Genomic DNA, 22,023 nt, shown 5'->3' on the forward strand with positions numbered 1-22,023 from the left:
GGACTGTTTTGTCCGTCTCGGAGTGATATTTGTGGCACGATTAACCCTCCCTCTGCTTACGGAAGACCAAATTCATTACGTTTGACGCGAATCTCGTCCTGAATATATTGGGTATAATCCATGATGGATTCCCTGGCTTCCACTTGGCCAACAACGGTTTTGTAAAATGCATTGAACAGATGGCGGCCTGTAAAATAACCACCGGGTACTTCAGGAATGCCCTTCACCGTTTCGAATTGTGCCTTGAGATTGGCGTAATCCTCCGCAGGCCACGGCAGGGAATCCAGCGCCTTGATGTTGGCCGTTGGATACCGGGCAGCGGCACCCATCAGCCCTTCCATCTCCCGCCCGAATTCAGCTTGAATCGGTGTACTGGTCCACCACTTCATGAACTCCCACGTCGCATCCTGATCTTTGGCACCCTCCAGCATCATGACTGCGCTACCTCCACCCGGTACGTCCCGATTCAAGGTACCATCTGCTTGAACGGTTCCCGGGACAGGAACGAATCCCCATAGTCCGCGAATCTCCGGTGCAAATACGGACAATTGGTTGTACATGGTGTAATCCGTTAGTCCGATAGGCATCTGTCCTGTCCGGAAACGGTTGGCAAAATCATATTCCCGCTCTAACTTGTAATCGGTATAGAACTCCGTCCACTGCTTGAACGTCTCAATTCCGATCCTTGAATCCAGATCCGACTCCTTGTCATCGTTACGATAGAAGGCGCCGCCGTTCTGAAGCAGCATCGTGGCATACTGAGAGTTCGGCGGAATATTGACACCCTGCATATTCGCTTGGGTCACAATCGGCATACCAAATTCCATATGATTTTTGCTCAGAATCGCGAGCAGAGCTTCGACATCTTCCCAGTTCTGAGGCACTTCAAGTCCGAGTTCTTCGAGCACGTCTTTACGATAAAACAGCATGTTAAAAGTTTGCGTTTCCGGCAGGGCATATACGCCTGAATCATAGGCATACGGCACGATTGCACTTTCCCTGAACTCCTGTTCCACGGTGCTATAATCACTGAATTGCGTCAGATCTACAGCCGAGTTCCGCATCGCAAAGTTCACCGGCAGATCATTGCCGATCTGCATCGCTACATCTGGTCCTTCACCGGACAAAGTCGCTGGCAACAAGGTTCCCATATTCACCAGCTTCAGATTGACATTGATACCACTGTCTGGTGTGAAGGTCTTGTCAATCATCGCTTTCATCGTATTCGCCTGATCACGTCCGCTACCAATCCAGACGGTTACCGTACGCTGATCTTCAGATGTAGCTACATTACCAATCTGGTTATAATCAATGAAGAACGAATGATAGAATATCTTCGCTTCATGACCAAGCTTGGCAAGTGGCCCCATACCTGTTCCAGGAATATCGCGGTCAATCGAAGTGACGTACAGTGCATCGATTTCAAGGGGCTGCTCTCGTGCCTGCTGCACCCATGTGCCGAGACCGCCTGTATTGGTTTTATAAGCCGCAAGCCGTCTTGGAATGGTATCTGGCTTGTCAATCATCTCGTCCAGTTGCAACGCCATCGTCTTAATCAGTGCTTCCTGATCGCTGGACTGTCCTGACAGAAGACGAAGCTGTGCGGCCACGTCCTTGAGACGTTTACTTTCTCCGCTGAATACTTCCAGCAGGTTCGGAATCTGTTTTTCCACCCGGTAATCACGGAATTCATCAGGCTTGGTGCCTGTAATCATCAGAATACGTCGGTACATGGAGTTCAAGTTGTACAGACTGTCCTCCACATTGCGGATAAGCGGTGCAAAATCCCCGAGGCTGTTCTCCAGCCGCAGCACATGTTTTCCTTTTTCCATGTGAAACTTGTATGCTTCCTTGCCGCCCATCACGTCAATACGATAGTCACTTTGATAACGGAAAGGCGCTTTCGCCATCTCTGCAAACGGAACTTCACCATCGATGGTCAGTTTGCGCGTAGAATAGATGCCTTTGACAAAATTCTGCTGTGCGGTAAAACCGATATGATAAAGTCCGCTCTCTGGCACATCCACTTCCCATTCAATCCACTGCCCTGGCAGACGCCAGTTAAAGCCACCAATCGTATTGATGCGTACCTGGGAAGCGCTATAAGGAGATACAGCAGAACTTGACCGTTCGCTTGTCGGGTATAACGTAGGTGAAGATTTGGCAATCGCGGCTTCTCCTTCAATGCGAATCAGTACATCCTTCGGCTGCCCAGAGGAGTCCGATTGTTGTGCCCCTGCAGTTTCCGCGTAAGGAACAGCTGTCTTCTCATTAAAAAGACGAATGGACCGAATCACCATGGGTTCACGCGATGATTTTAGCGTTAGCGTGTGTTCCCCTTTTTCCAAATAAAACTTGAATGGAGTCTGTTCGTACCCGTCGGAGTCCTGAAACGTTTCTTCCAGCCAGCGTGGTTGCTCCACTTGTCTCGGGCGAAGGTCATTGCCTTGGTTATCCTGTTCAACGACATCTTTCTCATTCGCCCATACCCGGTCAAACTGCAAATAGGCGGCTTCCGCAAAAGGAAGTTCACCATCAATGTACAATGCACGCTCAATGGCCGAACTCTTGCCTTCTACGGGAAAATAGATTGCGGACAGGTTATACAGCCCGGTCTCCGGCACATTAATCGTCCAATCGACTTGTCCGGTCTCTCCGGTATGGAGAGATACACCATCCATTCCCTCATAATTAGTCAGTTTGCGGACGTCTTCACCTTCGGCTTTTATGTAATCTCCTGCTTCAATGGTGATGTCCACATTCGGCTGTGTAGCCTGATCCGTTCCGGATCGATACTGTTCGTATCCCTTTTTCTGCCGGGTCTGCTGCAAGACTGCATCCACTTCAATGGCAGGCAGACTGCCAGGTGGAATGTTTGCACTCTTTCCATCAGCGCCGGAAGTTACATATAGAATGATGCAGGCTGCCGCCACGATGATTACTGTGGACAATATCCATGTCTTACGTTGTAGAATTCCAGCCATCCTACGAGTCCTCCTCATCAAGGCTGATGCCAGCAATGCCGATTTGGTGGTTCAGGAAAAGGGGCTCCGTGCAACATTGCCGACACGAGCCCCCTGCCTGAATCGTTTGCTGGTGATAAGTGTTGTTATTGTTTGCCGAGTTTATCAATGGCGGCTTGTGCCTGTGCTTTGTATTTCTCGGCTGTTGCTGTCACGGAAGCATTGTTTTTGATGATATCGTTCACATAATCCCCGAATGGGTATCCCGTGTAGGCATCATCCAGCAAAATACGGCCCGTTCCGGCAATGTGCTCGCGAATGATCGCAATATCCTTCTCGTCGGTATAACGACTCTCCAGATAATCTTGACCTGGATACTCTTCAATCTGCGGGATGTCGAAGGTCTCTTCATAGATTTGGTAGACGATCTTTGGATCTTCCACACCTTTTGGAATGAACTTCGCTGATGCTGCATTGTTTGCATACGTTACCTCTTTGCTACCCTGTGGCCCGTTCGGAATCGGCACAACACCAACAGCAAAGGTGAGATCGCCCAACTGCCATTCAGCAGCGGTGAACAGAGCTACATCTCCATCTTTGAACGTATTGCTTTCCTCCCAATTGGTTTTGTCGCCGGTTTTGACCTTCACGACATTTTCCACGTTATACAGGCGTTTGACAAATTCGGCAGCTTCAATCGTTTTCGGATCAGACAATCCTTCTTTGCTATTGGTATCATCCACGATTGTTCCACCATTGGCTGCGGTAAAATGACGAACGACATCAAGCGCCCAGCCAGAAAATCCGTATACGTCAGTTTTGCCGTCGTTATTGGTATCTTTGGTTGCCTGTTTGGCAAGTTCCATGAATTTATCCCAATCCCATTTACCTTGGTTATACAGTTCTTGAGGATCAGGCAAAGATAATTTTTTGAACAAGTCACGGTTATAGTGAAGTCCCAGACCAATGCTGGTTGGAGATTCGAAGGCATATTCGTTGCCTGCAATGGCAGGAAATTTTGCAATCAGGTTAGCCTCTTGGTTGATGTTATTCTCAGGTGTAGTGAATTCGGAGATGGGCAATAGTTGCCCTTTGAGGATGGCGGGTAGTGCGGATTTGTACTCCATCTGAACGATGTCGGCGAACGGTTCGCCAGCCAGTGCAGACGTTGTGAATTTGTTCATGTATTCTTCAAAAGGTACGTTAACAAACTCCAGTTTTACGTTGTATTTCTTCTCGACCTCTGCAATTTTATCAAGTCTGGCCTTATCGGAGGCCGTCTCTCCCGCCGGTTTCAAGTCCCACCAGGCCGCGACCTTGATGACACGCCCACCCAGATCAGGCACATTAACCACAGCTTCTTCCGCTTCGCCCTCTTTCTCTGTCTCAGCGACCTCGGTGCTGTTACCTGAGTTCGTTGTTCCCTCTGCTTCGGTCCCCGTCTGCGCTGTCCCCCCACCACTGCAAGCGGATACAAAAAGCATCACAGCCAATAACATCAGAGGTAGAACATTCCATCTTCTCATCATGATTTTAACAACCTCCCCGAATGTGTATACCAATCATGGTTCACCCTAAATCGTTAACCCCATTCATCAACCAATCGAAAATAAACAACCACCACCATTTGTTATTTTCTTGTTTGCTTTTGACAAACAAAATTTAACACAGCAAAATGTAAGCGTCAACATTTTTGTTGTCAACATTTTCTAATTTCTCTGATAAAATGCTGATTAATCTGTGATATGCCTGTATCACAGCTTATTCAATATCCTGGACTCTAAGTACAAACTTATTAAACCATAATTATAACTTTGTTTATTTTGTTATTTTTATAAAATAACAAAATAATAATTCAGTAGACAAAATTCGTCATACTATCTGAAAATATGCTTACCGTCACGTTGAACGTTCATCCTAAAATACTGTGCATCACTAACATTTTGAATTCTCTGTCCGTTATTAGATTAAGAGAAATACATCATGCTATACTAGAATCGTTGGATATCGCTCCAAATAAGGAATACGGCAGAACTACGAGTGTAAGGATGGTATGATGAAGACAAAGGTAACAATTCAGGAGATTGCACATTTTACGGGTTTGTCGAAATTCGCGGTGTCACGAGCTTTGTCTGGAAAATCGGGAGTTAGCGATCAAACGAGGGATATCATTCTCAAGGCCGCTGGCAAACTTGGATATTTCAAAGATAATAGCATGTTGTCTGGTGAACTGTATAACAGCCATGAACTTCAGGAACCAAAGAACACACGTTCAAGCGGAACGATCTTGATTTTGTTTCCCAATGTTCGGTACCAAAATCAAGACTCCGTATACTGGGGACCCGTCTTTAACGGGATTTCTTCCAAGCTGAACCAAAAAGGGATTAATATTCTGACCTTAACGGAACCCTCAGCAGACCAGCTATTTACCCTACTCAACCCGGATGCCATTCGAGGGATCATTACCGTTGGCTCTATCTCGACCCCGATTCTGCTTGAAATCAAGCGGCTCAGTATTCCGGTTGTGATGGTGGATCATCTGGACCCTGTTTTTCACAGTGACAGCATATTCACCGATAACTTTGCATCCATGCGAGAGATCATGCTCTATTTGCTCCGCAAGGGCTTCAAAACATTCCAGTTCGTTGGCAATATCGGGGATGCTCATAGCTTCTATGAACGCTGGATTGCTTATACTTCTGTGCTTATGGGTCATGGGATGGAAATACATCAGATTCCCGAGCTGAGTAATCAGGCATTGGATGAGTTCCGCCAGACGTTCACTTCGGTGATCAGTGAGGATAACCTGCCTGAAGTGTTTGTATGTGCGAATGATTTCTATGGGCTATACACCATAGAAGCCCTTGAGAGTATGGGTATTCGTGTACCCGATCAGTGTGTTGTCACGGGATTTGATAATCTATACGACAATATCCCATTACTTGCCACAGTTAATGTGAACAAGGAGTTACTCGGTGCGCGTGCAGTGGATCAGATGTTATGGCGCATTGCGAATCCAGAGAGCAACGTCGAGAAAAAGTTGATTCTTGCTGATGTCATTATTCGTGAACAGTTTGGCAGACATAGTGGGTAATATGGCAGAATATCAAATACCCTTTAACCGTATTTGTGCGGCTAAAGGGGTATTTGCATTGTTGTATGTTGTGTAATATTTATTGTTTATTTACAATAGGCCATCACATCATCCTGTTCTACGTGTCTGTACGCACATCATCCCACGCCTGATCCAGATAACAGATCAGCCAGTTCAATGCCCGGTGACGTTCATAAGCCACTCCACCATTCAGGCCAGCGGGAGGTGTTTTGTCATTCACACGACTATCCACGCACACCCAGTTATAACGGTAGATCAGATCTGCTTCATCCAGAATCTCGCTTTTGTTACGCAGAGATGCATCGGAGAGAAAGTCGGTAAAACTATCCTTCTGCTGCAAATAACCGACATCCTTCCCTACGTTACATAACTCCGTTGGTGCGCCTAGTTCTTTCACATAACCAAGCGCCCACAACATTACGTGGTAGGCTTCATATCCCCAAGAGAAGGAGATGATCTCCTGCTGCTCTGCTCCGTGCTGGTCGATAAACCTCTTCTCTGCGGGTGAGAAAAAGGATTCAGCCTCATACTTGTCGATCACTTCCTGAACCAGTGCTGCGGTATCATCCGCACTTTCGCCGGCTCCCAGACACTCACCCTTAAGCGCGGCAAGACATAGGGCAACCGCACGACGCGCGACTTCCTCTTTACTCCGAATCGTGGTGTGCTCGTCTCCGGCCCTTACGGGCAAGTTCGCATTATACGGAATGCCTTGTTCAGTCAACCGTTGCTCTGACCGCGCTTTACGTTGAATGCCCGACTCCGACTGCGGTCTGTTACCGTCAAGGAAACTGGTGTGCGCTGTCACCGTGTAATCCTCCACTTCAGATTCTCCATTCACATCCAGCAATAACTGGCCTTGTGCATTCAGCAGAGATCCACCTCCCCAGAAGATGACGGCATCCAGCGCATCCGCCAACCGTAACAATTCGCCGAAGAATTCTTCCGATATATCCTCTTCCGTCTCAATACCAACCACCATATTAAGTGTGGAACATTTGATCAATACCTTTTCCTGGAGCGAAGCATTGCGCCCTTCAATCTGACTCAAAAATCCAAGCATGCCCTGAATCATTGTCGTAAATTCCTCAGGATGTGTCTGGCTGGTCATGATATTAAAGCCTTTGGTTTTCTTACTGAGCCATTTTTTCTGAGTCACTTGAATATGGGTCTTGTCTTCCCGGCGTTCAATCGTACCCTCAGGATAAATGGATTGAATCACTTCAAACAGCTGATCCAGGTCAAACTGAGAGCTATATATCGCACAATTTCTTATGAAGTTCACCCTCTTTTCTGACTAATCCTTGTATGGATCGAATTCATTACCTCCGGCCATGGCGACACCAACGGGACGCAGCACATGGTTGATCTTCAACGTATTCGCATGTGCGTTCAGCACGTCTTGCAGTTTCTTGTACACAAACGGACTTTCATCTGTGCCCGCTCCCCGCAGTTCGACACCATAGGCACGAATCGCCTCATGCATCTGTGCTTCGCTAATCTCGCCGCCCATGCGTGTGCGTAGCTTGTAATTCATTTTGCCAGCCGCCTGGGTCCGGCTCATCGTGCGCCCTGCCCCATGTACGGTGCTGCGGAATGACTCGGTATTCTCCTCGCTGTGGATCCCTTCCACAATTACCGAGATATCCCCCATACTGCCTCCGACAAAACCGAGTTGCCCGGGTGCCAATGGCGTTGCGCCTTTGCGGACCACAACTACCTCTTCACCCATGTGTTGTTCTTTCCAGGCAAAGTTGTGATGGTTATGAACGGCGTATTCAGCACTTGCCCCGAGAATTCCGAGCACCTGTTCAATGACATAATCACGTCCTGCATAGGCGTATCGGCCCGCCAAAGTCATTCCATCCCAATACATATCACCCATTTCGCTGTTCAGGTCAAACAACGTAGGCGGTTGATCCATCGATTCGCCCGGCGCTTTGCCACTGAACTGACGCCCTGCGGCAAGGTTAAGGAACCCACTCGCCACTTTGTGACCGAACCCGCGGCTGCCAAAATGATTTGCGATCCACACCTTTCCCGTTGCCTCTTCTACAAAAATATCCACGAAATGATTGCCACTGCCTACGGTTCCAAGTTGGTTGCGTGCGAGTGTCTTCAGCTTATGTTGTAATCCCGGTTCAATGGTATCAAACAGCTTCCAGCTCGCGTCGTCGAACAGCTCATGATCCACGGGTGTTGGATTGTTACGACCCACGCCGAAAGAAATGGTCGAATTGATGTCATCCATGATCGTTACAATCTGATCCCGAATATCTTCCCACATCAGATTTGTACGCACAGCCTTGTTGCCACAGGCAATATCATATCCGACACCTGACGGGCTGATCATATTCCGATAAGCGACAACACCACCGATGGGTTGTGAGTAACCTTTGTGATGGTCGGCCATCAGAGCCACACCCAATACATCTCCATATTGCGAGCAAGTCACCGCCTGACTTACGGCGTTCTCCAGCGGCTCCCCCCAGACTTTAATGTTATCTACGATACGCATAATTGTGTTAACCTCCTATGTACTTTTTTTTGAAAATACATCTTTTATTTCTATACTGTTGTTCTCATTAGTTTAACAAAGATTAGCGTGGCTAGAAACGTCGCCTTACTTTAGATCAACAATTATTTACGCATAAAAAAAGAGAGCTCAGCTCTCTTTTCTCACGGTTGGTTCCTATTCACTTCTTGCTAATCTTAAACTTGAACGCCCAAGTCGCTGTGTTACCAGAATATCGGCCTCTGTTCTCGGTCACCACCACGGAAAGTGTCTTGTTGGTTGATTTGGAGAACGAAGATAGTTTGACGTTGGCGCTTTTATCCCCGTAATCGGGAATTTTGTCCTGTTCTTCGGCGATGGCCTCCAGTTTCAATGTACCCGTGGATTTCAGGTTTAAAGTGACTGACGAACCCTCTTCCAGATCTTTGCCGTTCACACTTGCTCCGATGGCCCACTCATTACCGACAGAGTTATTCTCGACAAGCTCTGCGCTCACCAACGTCACGGTTACCTTGACCGTTTTGGCGGCAGCATAGGAGGTTGGGGAACATACGGCGAATACCAGGCTCAGAACCATGAAAACATTAGCCCATTTTTTGAACACGAGAGTGCCTCCCTCTTATTCGTTTCTTTTGTTAAGACTATGCCTTATTCGCCATGTTCCTTAAGTAATCCTTCCACTTGTGTAAGAAATTTTCACTTGAACTGTCTGTTAAAGATGCTTTCGGTAACCCTGAACCTTCTCATCCTTGAAACCTAACTTCTCATAAAATATATGTGCTTCCTTACGCTGATCGCCAGACACCAGAATCATGTAACCACAACCCATATCTTTTGCAATCCGCTCAATCTGGAGCATTAACCTCTGCCCAATGCCCTGCCTGCGTACCTGATCCGATACAATCACATTCTCCACAACCATGAACGGTTTGCATGGCCCCACCAGATCCATACACTCAACCCCCATAACGGACCCAACCAGTTTGCCATTGTAAAATGCCCCAAGCACATGATAATGACCATTCTGCTGTATGTAATGAAACATCTTTTTCATCTGCTGTTCATTGGTAGGCATTCCCATCAACTCATTGTATAGCTGGCTTAGTGCCGGTAAATCTTCAAGTTCGATTCCTTTAATGATAACCATCATAACCCTCCTGATTTTGTCCTATTTCGCATGCTTTGTCTTACATGAGGTCCTTTTTAAAATAATAATGACTGTGTCCAGTCGGTGCATTCTCGATCGTTGTGATCAATTGGTAGCCATGTTTCTTGTAAAATTCCGGTGCTTGATATGAGAAGGTGTTCAACATGACAAAATCACAAGATTTCTCTCGCGCAATTCGCTCAACTTCAAGCAACAACCGGGAACCATATCCCCGATGCCGTTGTTCAGAATCCACCCAAAGAATATCAACCTCCAGCCAGTTCCAGCAAAGTGTACTCAGCACACCTGCAACAATCTCACCAGTCTCATTTTTGATATTGAAATTCAGTTCTTCGTACCGATGCCTTAATTCCTCGCTCACATGTGCAGCATTAAATGCGATAAGTTGCTGGCGAACATACTCTGAATCTTGCTCGGTACTTGGGGTTATATTTCCTTTAGACATCTCCTAATCACTCCTTTTATCTCAACAGTTTATAATTTACGATAATGTAATTCATTCCGGATAAGAGAGTAACGCCTGTTGCAACCCATAGTAATGCCATATCCACTCTGATATCAGTCAGCAAACTAAACGGAACATTATTCAACAAAATGGCAATGATGGCTGCCACCTGAAGTACCATTTTGATTTTTCCATACCGATCTGCTGCAAGAGCAATGCCCTGCTCTGTGGCTACCATTCGTAAAGCTGTAATCACAATTTCACGTCCTATAATGATTACAGCAATCCATGAACTGATCATATTCCCCTGAACCATCATGACCAGCGCAACCGCAATCAACAGTTTATCCGCCAGTGGATCAAGCAACTTTCCCAGATTCGTGATCTGATTATATTTTCTCGCCACATATCCATCCAATTTATCCGTACCAGCTGCTCCTGCAAAAATAATTAGTGCAATCATCACGCTTTGCTGATTGAGAAAACAGATCATAAACAATGGAATCAACGCGATTCTAGCCAACGTGATTTTATTTGCCAGATTCATTAGACACCCATTCTCCCCTCATCCATGTTGGCTAAGTGACCTTTTTTCCATTTACGTAATCGGGTCCGAAAGGATTTAAAAGGAGCTACAGAATTAATCTGGATCCACTTCACCATAGCCCATCCGGGCTTGGTCCCCGTCCACTGTCTTATCCCTTGTACAAATAACTCCTCTTCGCTCAGCGAGTCAATCCAGTTCTGCCATTGTTGTTCTATCTCCCGAAACAAAGAGCGCAGCTCCTCCAGCGTACACCCTGAATACTTTTCGTAAAATGATTCATTTAATGACCCTAGTTGGTTCCATTTATATCCTGGGGCCGGCATATGACATTCATTTCCCAACTGTTCATTTCGCTCCCAACCCATCACCAGGTTCATCCATCCTAACTGGTACGCGATCATCTGGGCAGGCGTCTTATCTACACCTTCAACCCACTTATCTTTGTCGCTGTTATGGATGTCATTGAATTCACCCTCAAACAATTCATAGGTGCGTCGAATCGTCTCACTTAACTCTTTCTTCGAGGCATATAGAACTCCAGGCAAGCTACTCCACTCCCCTCGTTTCACCGTTATACATGAATCAGAAGCATGGACTCTATCATCATTTCGACTCAATTCCATAATCATCCTTTTTTTCATGAGGCATTATAGTTAGAAAAAGAAAAAAGAGCAGTCTGTAAACAATACAGCTGCCCTTTACTCAACCTATTTTGCTATATCAGCATAGTCCTGATCCCAATTCTACAAAGCTTCCTTAATCACTCGTTTATAGTACCACACAGACAACAGACCAAAGATCGAATATAACAATGTATAGACTATCATGACAATGACCGTAGGTGTCGCCAGCTCCGTACCAAAGAAAAACCAACCTGATTTCACGGCAAAGTAACTATGACTCAATCCCACCACAAGCGGAATACCGAAGTTAAACAACTGCTTGATCTGAATTCCACGCAACAGATTGCCTTGTGTAAATCCGAGTTTTCGCAGAATGGTATAATTACCCTTCTCCTCTTCACTCTCGTTCATTTGTTTAAAGTACAGGATACATCCCGATGTGATCAAGAACGTCAAACCCAGGAAACCAACAATGAACATAATCAGTCCCATATTATTACGTTGGTTATTTCTGAACTCAATCTGGGAGAAGCTCGGTGCTTCCAACTGCAGCTCCTTATATACGGCATATGCCTCTTCAGCCTGCCCCTCGTTCAGAATACGTACACCATAGTAATCAGCCCACTCGGATTTTTGCAGCTTGGGATTGAGATCCTGCCGCAGCTGCTGGTATACCGTCTCATCTACCACCGCTACAGGCGTGCCCCCAGTATAATACGTGGGAAGAACTCCAAGTTTGGTTGTTCCGATCAGTTGTTGTGCCAGCGTATGTTTCAACCCGCTCAAGACGATTGGACCTTTCTCCTGAATGGAAATTAACTGCTGAAGGGCATTTCCATATCCCATGAAGACCACTTCACCCGCTTGCAAATCAATGTTATCTACCATGTTGTCACTCAACACACTACTGAACAGGTACTGTTCCGTCATGGACTCATCCATCACTTCGTGAGCATCAATTTCAATATAAATAGGCTCTCTGTGCTTCTCTTCATATGGTATCTGTTTGTGTTTCAACTCGGCTACAAAGCGATCTTTCACATCAACCTGAGCAAAAGAGAAATCCTCCGGCAAGCTTTCTTTCGCCTGAGCCTCTGCGGAATAATACGAAATGTAACTGAGTGACAGCATGCCAATAGCAAGCGCCGACACGGTTGTAATAATTGTGAGCAGCAATGCGTTGGATTTCATGCGGAACATGATTGAAGATAACGACAACACCTCATGAATGGTAAGGTATCCGTTTTTACTTTTGCGAATCAGATTAAAGATAAAACTTACCGAACCCTTATAGAACAGGTATGTCCCCAGTATGACCGAGAAGAGAATCAGGATCATCGTATACATCAACTGCTGCATATCCATGGCCTCACCGCTGAACAGCCGTGCAGACATGAAGTATCCATACACAATCAGAGCAATGCCCAAGACGCCAACAATCATCTGTCCGACAGACATCTTCTGCACCTGCTGCTCCGAAGTGGCCGACACCCGAAAGAGTGAGAGAATGCTCTGTCTCTTGATAAAAGTGTAGTTCATCAGCATGATGAGCAGATACATGATCGTAAAAACAATCACCGTTTGCATCAGTGCCATGGGAGAGAAATACAGTTTCGTAATCGCATCCACACCGAGAATTTTGAACAATATCATCAATACCAGCTTGGACGCAAGAAACCCAATTAACACACCGATAGCCATGGAGCCAAAATAAAGAATACTATTCTCCGCACTCAAAATACCAAAAATTCTGCCTTTCGTCAGTCCGATCAATTGAAATAATCCAATCTCTTTGCTACGCCGCTTGATAAAGATCGTATTGGCATAGAGCAAAAAGATACCAACAATGACGATTAACAGTACCGAAGATGCGCCTATAGCCGCCGCACCTTTTGTTGAAGCAGCTACCTCATCCATGGAAGGATCATACTGTAACGTCACAAAGGAGAAATACAATGCCACACTGAACACAAGCGCAAATACATAGAGATAATAATTCTTCAGATTTTTCCTGAGATTGCGGAAGATAATATAATTCAAGCTCATTGCTGCACACCACCCAATACGCCCTGGGTTTTGATAATATCGTTGAAGAACGATTGCCGTGACTCGTCTCCTTTATTCAACTGGGTGTAGATCTGACCATCTCGAATAAAGATCACTCTGCTGCAATAACTTGCGGCAACCGGATCATGGGTAACCATAATAATAGTCGCCTTGCGGGCGCTGTTCATATCACTTAACTTGCCGAGCAGATCCGAAGCGGACTTGGAATCCAGCGCTCCTGTCGGCTCATCCGCAAAAATGATACTCGGCTCGTGGACAAATGCTCGTGCTGCCGAAGTCCGCTGCTTCTGACCCCCTGAAATCTCAGATGGATACTTGTCTTTCAACTCGTAGATTCCCAGTTCACGTGCGATCTGTTCAAACTTGTGGTGTGCCTCCTGCTTTGGAATGCTCGTAATCGAGAGCGGTAATAATACATTTTCCTTTACCGTAAGGGTATCCAGCAGATTGTATTCCTGAAAAATAAAGCCCAGATGATGTTTGCGAAATTCAGCCAGCTGTTTCTCCTTCATTCCGGTGAATTCCTTGCCCTCAATATCTATCGTGCCCTGGCTCACCCGATCAATGGAGGAAAGTACATTAAGCAGCGTTGTTTTACCCGAACCCGAAGGCCCCATAATACCAACAAACTCTCCCTTGCTTACCCCAAGATCTATTCCCTTCAGCACTTCCTGTTTATTTAATTTATTACCATAGACTTTATGAATTTTTTTGGCTTCCAGTATCCACATATCCCGCTCACTCCTCTTAGATCTTCTGCAAAATGCTCGTGTCTATATCATAATCGGGATGTGCAGTGTTATCGTGTGATTCACCGAACAAAACCAAAAAGCATGTGACATTGTTGTCACACGCCTGCAAGATGCACCATGTCGTTTTTTCGCGGAAAAGTAAGTGTGACGGTTGTGCCCTCGCCAAGAGAAGATTCTACATGAATGTTCACATGAAGCGTCTGGACCACCTGACGAACCAGATACAGCCCCATCCCGGTAGCCGCTCCATCCATTCTGCCTCGGGTAGACGTAAATCCTTTATCAAATATACGCGGCAGATCTTGAGTCTCAATCCCTCGCCCGTGATCCTGAATCATGAGTATGATGTGTCCATCCTGTTCCCGACTTTCAATGAGGATGTCCGATGAATCGCTATATTTCACCGCATTGCTCAACAACTGCCGGAGGATGAAGCCTAACCATTTGCTGTCTGTGAGCACGCGCGATACGATTAAAGACACATCAAAGCCAATGCCTTTGGAGATGCACCACGATTTCAGTGCTCGTATCTCGCTATTCAATACCGGTTCAAGTTCCGTCTCTTCGATGAACAGATCATTATGCATAAACGGAATACGCTTCTGGTGAAGCTGCTGATCCAGCAACTGATGAATTCGTAACCATTCATATGTCATTTGGCTCTGTAACTTGTCATCTGGCAAGCGCTCGATCATCAGTTGCAACGCTGTCAGTGGGGTCTTCACCTCATGAATCCAGGACAACATCTCGTCCTTCTCCTGTTCCAGAGCGATAAAATGATGTGACGACTCCTTACGATACCGCTGTGTCTGGGAACTGACGGCCTCATGTACAATCTGCTCATATGGACTTTCGGCGATATCGAGTTCTCCCAGATCATAGGTATGATCCCAGATGCTCAATTTTTTATAGAAACGGGTCTCTTTCAGGTATCTCGCCCAGATAAAAACAAGGCATACCACCACATTCAGTCCTACGATATACATCACAGATTGGAATGGAATGGACGAGTCCAGGTAGGCCACCAATAAAATAATAAGTTGCATGCTTACCAGTAGCCATAACCAACTAGCCCTTTCTCGTATGTACTTTCCGATCATGCTTCTGCCTCTTCCGTTGCCATGTACCCCTGCCCTACTTTGGTTTCAATGTACCGCTCCAAGCCGATGGGTTCAAGTTTCTTCCGTAACCGATTAACGTTAACCGTTAGCGTATTGTCACTCACGAAATGCTCATGATCCCACAAGCTCCGGATGAGGTCCTCACGGGTAACAATCTGATTTTTGTGCTCGACCAGCACTTTAAGGATGAACATTTCGTTTTTGGTCAACAGGACAGATTCATCCCCGCAGGTCAGTGTATTTTTCACATATTCAATAGCCGCACCGCGCCAGGTTCGAAGTTCAATATGCTCTGTATTATAGTTATACACCCTCCGCAAAGTCGCTTGGATCTTGGCAATCAATACATCGAAATGAAAAGGCTTCTGGATAAAATCGTCTGCCCCCAAATGCATGGACATAACCATATCCGCAGGATGATCCCGTGAGGACAAAAAGATAATCGGCACATTGGAGTGCGAACGAATGATCCGGCACCAATGGAACCCGTCATATTGGGGTAACTGAATATCTATAATGACCAGTTGCGGCTGAATTACGCTGTACTCCTGCAATACCTTTCCAAAATCCTGCACACCATACACGTCATACGACCATTGGGACAAACGTTCCTTGATTTCACTGAATAACGACTCGTCGTCTTCAATGAGCATAATTTTAAACAAGAGACTTCACCACGTTTCTGATCTTCTAAGGTTGAATAAGGTAATTAGACTCCGTTGTTGCAGGATCACCTTTACCGTTACGAATCGTTCTTCCGATCGCTGATTCCAGTGTACAGGGAAGTTGGGCTTATATCAAAAGGTATCCATACTTCGTAAGAAAACGAGCTGAAAGAAGTATCGTATATCATATTAGCTCTCAACAGTGTGTATAACATGGCTTGAATCACTATTTTCGTCCATCCGCTCGATCAACTGCATCGCTACGTCTCGTGGCGATCTTAATTGTCCTGCTTCATATACTTGATTGAACATACCTGCAAGAGCGAACTCCTCTGCACTTTTGCCTCGTGCAACAGCCTGCAATTCCGTATCGACCATCCCCGGATCAAAAGCAATAATCTCAACAGGGTTCTGTTGGCCCGTTTGCTCCAAAGATACGCATTGGGTGAACATGTTCATACCTGCCTTGGATGTACAGTACACTGCCATTGAAGGCGCCGGATAACTTCCCGAACCCGATGAGAGATTGACAATTTTACGTCTGGCGGACAGATGATTTGTTTGTTGAATAAAAGAGGAACTTAATATCATTGGTGCTGCGAGGCTGATGTTAAGACTCTGACTTATCTCTGCCGCACTGCATTGATTGATAGGTTTTAGAGGCTCCAGCATCGCTGCATTATTAATGAGTCCAATGAATTCAGCTTCCTGAGAAGGTATTTGGTCCAATATGTGTGTAATCAAATCATCGATCCCATTCAGGTCGGCAAGATCATACTGAACATGGCGGTAACGCCCGCTCCATTCCTCGCTTGATTCCAACAGATCCGAACCCCCGCGTGAAATACCGTAAACGTAATCCCCCTTAGCCAATAATAACTCTGCAAGTTGTAAACCGATCCCTTTGGATGTGCCTGTAATGATAAAGTGTCTTTTTCCTGTTTCTGTTCCCATTCCGATACCACTCCTCCTCTATTTTCAATGCATGTTTATTTCACTATTCTTACGAGTTTTTCTTTCTCCACAACGTGGCCCAGAGAAAAGGTACACCAAAATACGGTTCATGTTGCTCCAGCGACTTCATTGCACGGAACTCCACACATTCAAAGCCATCTTCCAGCATGTAGCGAAGCTTCTCCTCCGTGAACGCAAGACCACCGCGCATCGACTTCTCTTGATACACCTGCCAATCATTCATAACGATCTCAGGCCCACCAATATCGCCAAAACCAGGAGCAAAACAAGTCATTCCAAAGTATCCTCCAGGCCGGAGTGCATTGTGGATCATCTCTATGTAGGGAATGCGCTGATGTGGCAACAGATGGTGCAGACAACCCGAGTCGTAGACAAGATCATATTCTTGCTCTGGGGATAATTCGAACACAGATCGACATTCAAAATGCACGTCCAGTTGCTCCTCTGCCGCCCTCTCTTTAGCCCAAGCAATAGCTGTCTCCGAAAGATCATAAGCATCTACCTGATATCCTTGGCGGGTTAAATACAACGCATTTCTGCCCGGGCCACACCCCAGTTCCAGTGCCTTACCGCCGCTCAGCACACCTTCGTTCACATGCGCTACCAGATTCTCATCCGGTTTGTTTGGGAAAAAGGGGATTGGTCTGTTCCGATCCTCATAGAAAGGTTCCCAAAACTGCTTGGCAGATCTGAAATCCGCATCGAGCATATCATATAGATCCTGTACACTTTTAATCGTCTTTTCCACAACCACATTCCTCCTTAACTGCTCCATTCAAACCTTCATTTCAGACTATTCACTCCTCGTCATTTTCAATAAATCAGCCACACTCTATTATAACATTTTTACCCAGTAGTTCTCTATTTTTCTTGTGTTTTTCTACTCCAAAACATAAGCTTTTTCCCAACAAAAAAACGACCGACATGAATGTCGACCGCTTGCAATGGTGCTGTTTTAAGTTGTAACTTACTTCGCCCGTTCCAAAACTGCAAAGTAATTTCCTTCGTTATCAGCAAAGTTGAAGACACGCCCCGTTGGCATCTCGACAATCTCTCCAACCGTTACATGTTTACCAGCCAAGTCGGCATATAACTGATCCAGATTTTCGGTGAAGAACATTAACGAAGGTGTGCCCAGATTTACACCCGCCGACATCCGTTCAACGAACTCTTTGTCATGGAGTATAATGCTTGTCTGCGAGTCTGCGGTAGGCGCAATCTCAATCCATCTCATGCCCTCGTCAAGGTTTACTTCATCCACAATGTGGAATCCTGCAACTTCCGTCCAAAATGCCAGTGATTCATCCTGATTGTTGACATACAACATAATCTGGCCGACTTTGCTAAACATGCATCATTCACTCCTCTGATCATCTAATCTCTTAACATCCTGCTTATCATTCCTCAAATTCCAATAGAGTATAACATGCAGGACAGCTTTTTGATCATCTTTCTTTGCAAGTCCATGCAACTTAAACTGAAGTACACTTTTATGCTTCCACTTCAATTAGTTTTTTGAAGTTTCCTTATAATGTTTTAACAAGTGAAACTCTATGAAACCCCGAGGTATAATAGTTCATATCAACACCTTCTTTTTGAAAATTCATTCGTTCATAAAATAGGAGCGCTGCTTCATTTTCTTCATGATCAAGTGTGTAAAGCATGACATCACCACTGCCGAATTCAGCTATTTTTATACATATTTTTGTAATTAGTCCACGTGCTACTCCCTGTCGAAGGTGTGATTTGCATGTAACAACGCCAACGATTTCATATCGGTTAACAGTAGGATGAAAGATATAACCAGCATGACCTATGACAACATCTGCTTCGTCAACCATGACATAATAAGCACTGATACGTTCATCCGTCATTTTTAAAAATAAATCCCAGCGCGCAGGATACTGATCGCGTATAAACGAAGGGAATTGAAAATCATGATCCGTCATCATTTTCAGCACCGCTGGCTGATCAATCGCTTGAAAAAGGCGAATAGTCATCTTTTTATCCCCTACCTTTTAGTGTGCATGTAGACATCTTTTAAGTTACCAGCTTCATAATATGGATACTCTAGTTTTTGTTGAACTTGAAGGACGATCTCCGTAGACGTTAACATTTCGACCAAGTATAGTCCCAGGTCAATGGAAGCCGTAACCCCCGCACCCGTTACCGTATTACCATCACGCACTACACGCGCTGAGATTACTTCTGCACAATAAGGATTCAATAAATCATAAGCAGATGAGTTGGTAGTAGCCCTTTTTCCTTTTAGGAAACCTGCTGCCCCCAACAGTAGAGCCCCGGTACAAATAGATATTTTATAAGTGACATTTTCTGCCGTTCGGACCCATCGCATAAAATCCTCATCAAATCGAAGCGTTCTAGTTGATAATCCACCAGGAAAAAATACTAGATCAAAATCCCCTAGATGAGGTAATACTGCATCGGATTTCATTTTCAGCCCGCGGTCATCTGAAATTTCCTCCTTATCTGCGCAGAATGTCCATGATACGTTTTCCTTTACTTTCAGAATCGCTAGCCAAGTCACTGCTTCATAAAATCCAGCTAAATCCATGCTTGTCATTCCATCAAATAAAACAAACGCCATTTTCATTGCCGCCACCAGTCCTTTCGTTCCCTGAATAATAAATAAAGTGTTTGATCAAAAGATCAAACACTTTGCCCAGGCGTACGGCATATAATATATGTGCTCCCTAGTGGTTCACTCCACGTTTACGCCAGTCACACATAACAGATATTTACAACTAATATACATGACATCTTTCATATTGTATATATTATGAAATTATTGCGTGGCTTTTAACTTCTTCGTAAGATAAAGTACAACATCGTCGTCCATAATCGTTTCTTCACCCGGCTGAATGTAATGATCATGTTTGTGTACACCGTGACCGTCTGGTATGTACCCGCGATGGGCATATAGAACTTGCGCTTTGCCATAATCGGAAAACACACCTACACCAATGCCTGCTACATCCGTTCGTTCCAGAATAACTTCCTCTGCTCGGTCCATCAACCGTGAACCAATACCTTGGCGCTGGAACTTCATTAGTACATTAAAATCGTTAATTTCGGGAATTCCTTGTTCCCTGAAAGACGGGTAGCTGGAATTCCACAATACATTCACGTATCCGGCAAATTCTCCATTCAACTCGGCTACCAAGGTTACGCGTTCCCCATACTGTTGTTCAGCCAAGTAATGAAGATACTGCTCAGGGGATCTCCCCCAACCCTGCTCCTGAAACGCCTTTGATATGATTACAGGATCGTTCTCATTTAATAGTCTGATATGTACACTCATTGATGAATCCTCCTTAAAAGATATTTCTAATAGCTATATTCCCAATCTATCCCGAAGCGATGTGATGTGAGCAACATGGTGTTTGCCGTGCCAAGCATACATGCCCAGATTGTAATCCAGTCTTGTCGTTTCTTCCGATGAGGGATGATAAAATTGTTTGGCATAATCTGCATCTGTCAGCGCGTTTAACAGAAACACCCAACGACGATGGAGGGCATCCAGAATCTGAAGCGAGAATTCGACATCCAGGTCTCTTGAATCACTCAGTTCAGCCCAGCGCTCTTCATAATAAGGCCGAATCGTTGGTGTATCCTCTGTCAGCGCCAACTTGAAACGAATCATACTGTTCATATGGCTGTCTGCCATGTGGTGAATAACCTGTTTGAGCATCCATCCACCTTCTCGATACGGTAGACTTAATTGCTCTTCACTCAATCCCTTTACCGCTTCTCGTGCGCGTTCAGGCAACTCAGCAATGTCCTGAATCCACTTCTCCCGTTGTGCCAAAGTAACTTCACCCGTGTGTACAAATGGTCCTATCGGAAATCTTTCATCCATCCATTATTCCTCCTTGTTTACATGATTTAAATAACTTTAAGCAGGATCTACAGGGCATATTCCATAAGCCAACAGTCTCGCATCTGTCCTTCGTGCTGCTCATGTTTCTCCAACAGCTTAATCTTTTGGAAATCACATTTCTCGTAACAGGATATCGCTCTTAAGTTCCAGGATTGAGGGTCCATAACCACTTTACGGGCTTGTTTTTCATTAATCAGATAAGCCAGCATGGATTGCATCAACTGTGTACCAATGCCTTTATTCCAGTATTCTACCTCACCAATAAACTGATCCGTTCCATAGATGATCTCATCCGTGTCTCCATAACCATACTCCGTTCGCTCTTCTTCCTCAAGCTCATAGAACTGAATGTATCCAATCGGATGTCCTCCATACTCAACGATACAACGAGTAGCACCTTCTTTCTGATTGTAAAAATGCTCTCTCACCTGTTCCAGATCATGCGGCCGATCACGCCCTTCATAGTATTGAAGAACTTCCGGGTCTGACAGCCACTTCACCAGATGTTGTTCATCTTCTGAGTCCAAGAAACGTACAGTGATTTCATTCGATTCATATACATTCATCATTCTGAATACTCCTTATTGATCTCCAGATTCTCACTCGTAACCCAACTCAGATCCTTCCCTAACAAATGCTCGTTGTGAACATAATACACCACGGGATTCTCAAGCGGCTGAGTCGTTCCATCCAAAGATCTGAGCGTTAACCGCAACTTGTAGCTCCCTATCTCATCAGGTATCGCAAACCCTATCAGATTATCAGTTGATTTCATGGTTTTCCCCTGCGCCTTCAGATACTTTTCCAAAATGACTTGATCAAGATAGGAGCTGCCAACAGACGAAGGCATGTACCACGCATCATCTTGTTCTTCAGTGAATGTGACCCCTTCCCATCCAGGGACAACGGGATACACCATATGTTGATCCTTGTCTTCTCTTTTTCGCGTTATCTCTAACTCTACCTCAACTACATCCGTATCAATCTGCCTGATTGTGCCTGCCATCACAACATCCTGGGCACTCACACTTGGAATAACATAGCTGTATATGAGCAGAGTCACCAAGAGAATTATCGTTACTCCCGTAATCCAAAATATTGTACTTTTACGCATCTGTCTGATCCTCCCGTCTGGTTAATCATACTTCTGGAGTAGCTCCTTCTCT

At 45.2% G+C, this 22,023-nt stretch carries 23 protein-coding genes and 1 riboswitch; of the genes, 1 reads left to right on the top strand and 22 read right to left on the bottom strand.

The features are described 5' to 3' along the window. Positions 1-56: 56 nt before the first annotated feature. Both MHB71_RS16755 and MHB71_RS16760 read right to left on the bottom strand, forming a co-directional pair. Entirely contained in the window at positions 57-2,984 is a 2,928-nt protein-coding gene (locus tag MHB71_RS16755; protein ID WP_340026975.1) for an extracellular solute-binding protein, read from the bottom strand. 125 nt (positions 2,985-3,109) lie between these two features. Then, positions 3,110-4,489: an extracellular solute-binding protein gene (locus tag MHB71_RS16760; protein ID WP_100529658.1), complete on the bottom strand. Its 1,380-nt coding sequence runs from the start codon at positions 4,487-4,489 to the stop codon at positions 3,110-3,112. 527 nt (positions 4,490-5,016) lie between these two features. Here MHB71_RS16760 and MHB71_RS16765 point away from each other — a divergent pair. After that, on the top strand, positions 5,017-6,057 hold the full coding sequence (locus MHB71_RS16765; RefSeq protein ID WP_340026977.1) for a LacI family DNA-binding transcriptional regulator: 1,041 nt from the start codon (positions 5,017-5,019) through the stop codon (positions 6,055-6,057). A gap of 118 nt (positions 6,058-6,175) precedes the next feature. Here MHB71_RS16765 and MHB71_RS16770 read toward each other — a convergent pair whose 3' ends face one another. The 20 genes from MHB71_RS16770 to MHB71_RS16865 all read right to left on the bottom strand — a co-directional run bounded on the left by MHB71_RS16770 (position 6,176) and on the right by MHB71_RS16865 (position 21,971). Next, complete coding sequence (locus tag MHB71_RS16770; protein ID WP_340026978.1) at positions 6,176-7,363, bottom strand: DUF4272 domain-containing protein; 1,188 nt, start codon at positions 7,361-7,363, stop codon at positions 6,176-6,178. Between the two features lie 12 nt (positions 7,364-7,375). Next, the gene (locus tag MHB71_RS16775; RefSeq protein ID WP_127544562.1) at positions 7,376-8,596 is read right to left on the bottom strand and encodes an RtcB family protein; all 1,221 of its coding nucleotides are present in this window, start codon (positions 8,594-8,596) and stop codon (positions 7,376-7,378) included. 178 nt (positions 8,597-8,774) lie between these two features. Then, entirely contained in the window at positions 8,775-9,197 is a 423-nt protein-coding gene (locus MHB71_RS16780; protein ID WP_076252533.1) for a hypothetical protein, read from the bottom strand. A gap of 108 nt (positions 9,198-9,305) precedes the next feature. Further along, positions 9,306-9,743, bottom strand: coding sequence for a GNAT family N-acetyltransferase (locus MHB71_RS16785; protein ID WP_340026980.1), 438 nt, complete (start codon positions 9,741-9,743; stop codon positions 9,306-9,308). 37 nt (positions 9,744-9,780) lie between these two features. Beyond that, a complete protein-coding gene (locus MHB71_RS16790) occupies positions 9,781-10,206 on the bottom strand; it encodes a GNAT family N-acetyltransferase (RefSeq protein ID WP_340026982.1) in 426 nt (141 codons plus the stop codon). Positions 10,207-10,222: 16 nt separating this feature from the next. After that, positions 10,223-10,753 (bottom strand): CDP-diacylglycerol--glycerol-3-phosphate 3-phosphatidyltransferase, encoded by a 531-nt coding sequence (pgsA, locus tag MHB71_RS16795; RefSeq protein ID WP_340026983.1) that lies wholly within the window; start codon positions 10,751-10,753, stop codon positions 10,223-10,225. Then, positions 10,753-11,298, bottom strand: a complete 546-nt coding sequence (locus MHB71_RS16800; protein ID WP_340026984.1) for a ClbS/DfsB family four-helix bundle protein — start codon at positions 11,296-11,298, stop codon at positions 10,753-10,755. The genes pgsA and MHB71_RS16800 overlap by 1 nt, the downstream gene beginning before the upstream one ends. Before the next feature lie 198 nt (positions 11,299-11,496). Next, the gene (locus MHB71_RS16805) at positions 11,497-13,422 is read right to left on the bottom strand and encodes an ABC transporter permease (protein WP_340026985.1); all 1,926 of its coding nucleotides are present in this window, start codon (positions 13,420-13,422) and stop codon (positions 11,497-11,499) included. Beyond that, positions 13,419-14,174: an ABC transporter ATP-binding protein gene (locus MHB71_RS16810; RefSeq protein ID WP_076327097.1), complete on the bottom strand. Its 756-nt coding sequence runs from the start codon at positions 14,172-14,174 to the stop codon at positions 13,419-13,421. The genes MHB71_RS16805 and MHB71_RS16810 overlap by 4 nt, the downstream gene beginning before the upstream one ends. Before the next feature lie 116 nt (positions 14,175-14,290). Further along, positions 14,291-15,295, bottom strand: a complete 1,005-nt coding sequence (locus MHB71_RS16815; RefSeq protein WP_340026987.1) for a sensor histidine kinase — start codon at positions 15,293-15,295, stop codon at positions 14,291-14,293. Next, positions 15,292-15,981, bottom strand: a complete 690-nt coding sequence (locus tag MHB71_RS16820) for a response regulator transcription factor (protein ID WP_017689733.1) — start codon at positions 15,979-15,981, stop codon at positions 15,292-15,294. Before MHB71_RS16820 ends, MHB71_RS16815 begins: the two co-directional genes overlap by 4 nt. A gap of 189 nt (positions 15,982-16,170) precedes the next feature. After that, entirely contained in the window at positions 16,171-16,935 is a 765-nt protein-coding gene (locus MHB71_RS16825) for an SDR family NAD(P)-dependent oxidoreductase (RefSeq protein ID WP_340026988.1), read from the bottom strand. 49 nt (positions 16,936-16,984) lie between these two features. Further along, positions 16,985-17,731 (bottom strand): class I SAM-dependent methyltransferase, encoded by a 747-nt coding sequence (locus tag MHB71_RS16830; protein ID WP_036610302.1) that lies wholly within the window; start codon positions 17,729-17,731, stop codon positions 16,985-16,987. Positions 17,732-17,923: 192 nt separating this feature from the next. Next, positions 17,924-18,307, bottom strand: coding sequence for a VOC family protein (locus MHB71_RS16835; protein ID WP_076327101.1), 384 nt, complete (start codon positions 18,305-18,307; stop codon positions 17,924-17,926). Positions 18,308-18,482: 175 nt separating this feature from the next. Then, entirely contained in the window at positions 18,483-18,956 is a 474-nt protein-coding gene (locus MHB71_RS16840; protein ID WP_340026989.1) for a GNAT family N-acetyltransferase, read from the bottom strand. Between the two features lie 11 nt (positions 18,957-18,967). Beyond that, positions 18,968-19,570, bottom strand: a complete 603-nt coding sequence (locus MHB71_RS16845; RefSeq protein ID WP_340026990.1) for a DJ-1/PfpI family protein — start codon at positions 19,568-19,570, stop codon at positions 18,968-18,970. A gap of 60 nt (positions 19,571-19,630) precedes the next feature. Next, a riboswitch (ZMP/ZTP riboswitch) is annotated at positions 19,631-19,712 on the bottom strand. 50 nt (positions 19,713-19,762) lie between these two features. Next, positions 19,763-20,278: a GNAT family N-acetyltransferase gene (locus MHB71_RS16850; protein ID WP_340026991.1), complete on the bottom strand. Its 516-nt coding sequence runs from the start codon at positions 20,276-20,278 to the stop codon at positions 19,763-19,765. 33 nt (positions 20,279-20,311) lie between these two features. Further along, positions 20,312-20,836, bottom strand: a complete 525-nt coding sequence (locus MHB71_RS16855) for a YfiT family bacillithiol transferase (RefSeq protein ID WP_036610311.1) — start codon at positions 20,834-20,836, stop codon at positions 20,312-20,314. Positions 20,837-20,883: 47 nt separating this feature from the next. After that, a complete protein-coding gene (locus MHB71_RS16860) occupies positions 20,884-21,423 on the bottom strand; it encodes a GNAT family N-acetyltransferase (RefSeq protein WP_340030184.1) in 540 nt (179 codons plus the stop codon). Next, the gene (locus MHB71_RS16865; RefSeq protein ID WP_340026993.1) at positions 21,423-21,971 is read right to left on the bottom strand and encodes a hypothetical protein; all 549 of its coding nucleotides are present in this window, start codon (positions 21,969-21,971) and stop codon (positions 21,423-21,425) included. Before MHB71_RS16865 ends, MHB71_RS16860 begins: the two co-directional genes overlap by 1 nt. Between the last annotated feature and the right edge of the window lie 52 nt (positions 21,972-22,023).

The organism is Paenibacillus sp. FSL H7-0940, assembly GCF_037979415.1.
In the GTDB taxonomy this organism is placed as follows: Bacteria; Bacillota; Bacilli; order Paenibacillales; family Paenibacillaceae; genus Paenibacillus; species Paenibacillus amylolyticus.

Excerpts from the sequence above, each read along its gene's own strand:
- MHB71_RS16755 (WP_340026975.1), bottom strand. The coding sequence starts at position 2,984 with ATGGCTGGAATTCTACAACGTAAGACATGGATATTGTCCACAGTAATC.
- MHB71_RS16760 (WP_100529658.1), bottom strand. The coding sequence starts at position 4,489 with ATGAGAAGATGGAATGTTCTACCTCTGATGTTATTGGCTGTGATGCTT.
- MHB71_RS16765 (WP_340026977.1), top strand. The coding sequence starts at position 5,017 with ATGATGAAGACAAAGGTAACAATTCAGGAGATTGCACATTTTACGGGT.
- MHB71_RS16775 (WP_127544562.1), bottom strand. The coding sequence starts at position 8,596 with ATGCGTATCGTAGATAACATTAAAGTCTGGGGGGAGCCGCTGGAGAAC.
- MHB71_RS16785 (WP_340026980.1), bottom strand. The coding sequence starts at position 9,743 with ATGATGGTTATCATTAAAGGAATCGAACTTGAAGATTTACCGGCACTA.
- MHB71_RS16790 (WP_340026982.1), bottom strand. The coding sequence starts at position 10,206 with ATGTCTAAAGGAAATATAACCCCAAGTACCGAGCAAGATTCAGAGTAT.
- pgsA (WP_340026983.1), bottom strand. The coding sequence starts at position 10,753 with ATGAATCTGGCAAATAAAATCACGTTGGCTAGAATCGCGTTGATTCCA.
- MHB71_RS16805 (WP_340026985.1), bottom strand. The coding sequence starts at position 13,422 with ATGAGCTTGAATTATATTATCTTCCGCAATCTCAGGAAAAATCTGAAG.
- MHB71_RS16810 (WP_076327097.1), bottom strand. The coding sequence starts at position 14,174 with ATGTGGATACTGGAAGCCAAAAAAATTCATAAAGTCTATGGTAATAAA.
- MHB71_RS16815 (WP_340026987.1), bottom strand. The coding sequence starts at position 15,295 with ATGATCGGAAAGTACATACGAGAAAGGGCTAGTTGGTTATGGCTACTG.
- MHB71_RS16825 (WP_340026988.1), bottom strand. The coding sequence starts at position 16,935 with ATGGGAACAGAAACAGGAAAAAGACACTTTATCATTACAGGCACATCC.
- MHB71_RS16830 (WP_036610302.1), bottom strand. The coding sequence starts at position 17,731 with ATGGAGCAGTTAAGGAGGAATGTGGTTGTGGAAAAGACGATTAAAAGT.
- MHB71_RS16835 (WP_076327101.1), bottom strand. The coding sequence starts at position 18,307 with ATGTTTAGCAAAGTCGGCCAGATTATGTTGTATGTCAACAATCAGGAT.
- MHB71_RS16840 (WP_340026989.1), bottom strand. The coding sequence starts at position 18,956 with ATGACTATTCGCCTTTTTCAAGCGATTGATCAGCCAGCGGTGCTGAAA.
- MHB71_RS16845 (WP_340026990.1), bottom strand. The coding sequence starts at position 19,570 with ATGAAAATGGCGTTTGTTTTATTTGATGGAATGACAAGCATGGATTTA.
- MHB71_RS16850 (WP_340026991.1), bottom strand. The coding sequence starts at position 20,278 with ATGAGTGTACATATCAGACTATTAAATGAGAACGATCCTGTAATCATA.
- MHB71_RS16855 (WP_036610311.1), bottom strand. The coding sequence starts at position 20,836 with ATGGATGAAAGATTTCCGATAGGACCATTTGTACACACGGGTGAAGTT.
- MHB71_RS16860 (WP_340030184.1), bottom strand. The coding sequence starts at position 21,423 with ATGAATGTATATGAATCGAATGAAATCACTGTACGTTTCTTGGACTCA.
- MHB71_RS16865 (WP_340026993.1), bottom strand. The coding sequence starts at position 21,971 with ATGCGTAAAAGTACAATATTTTGGATTACGGGAGTAACGATAATTCTC.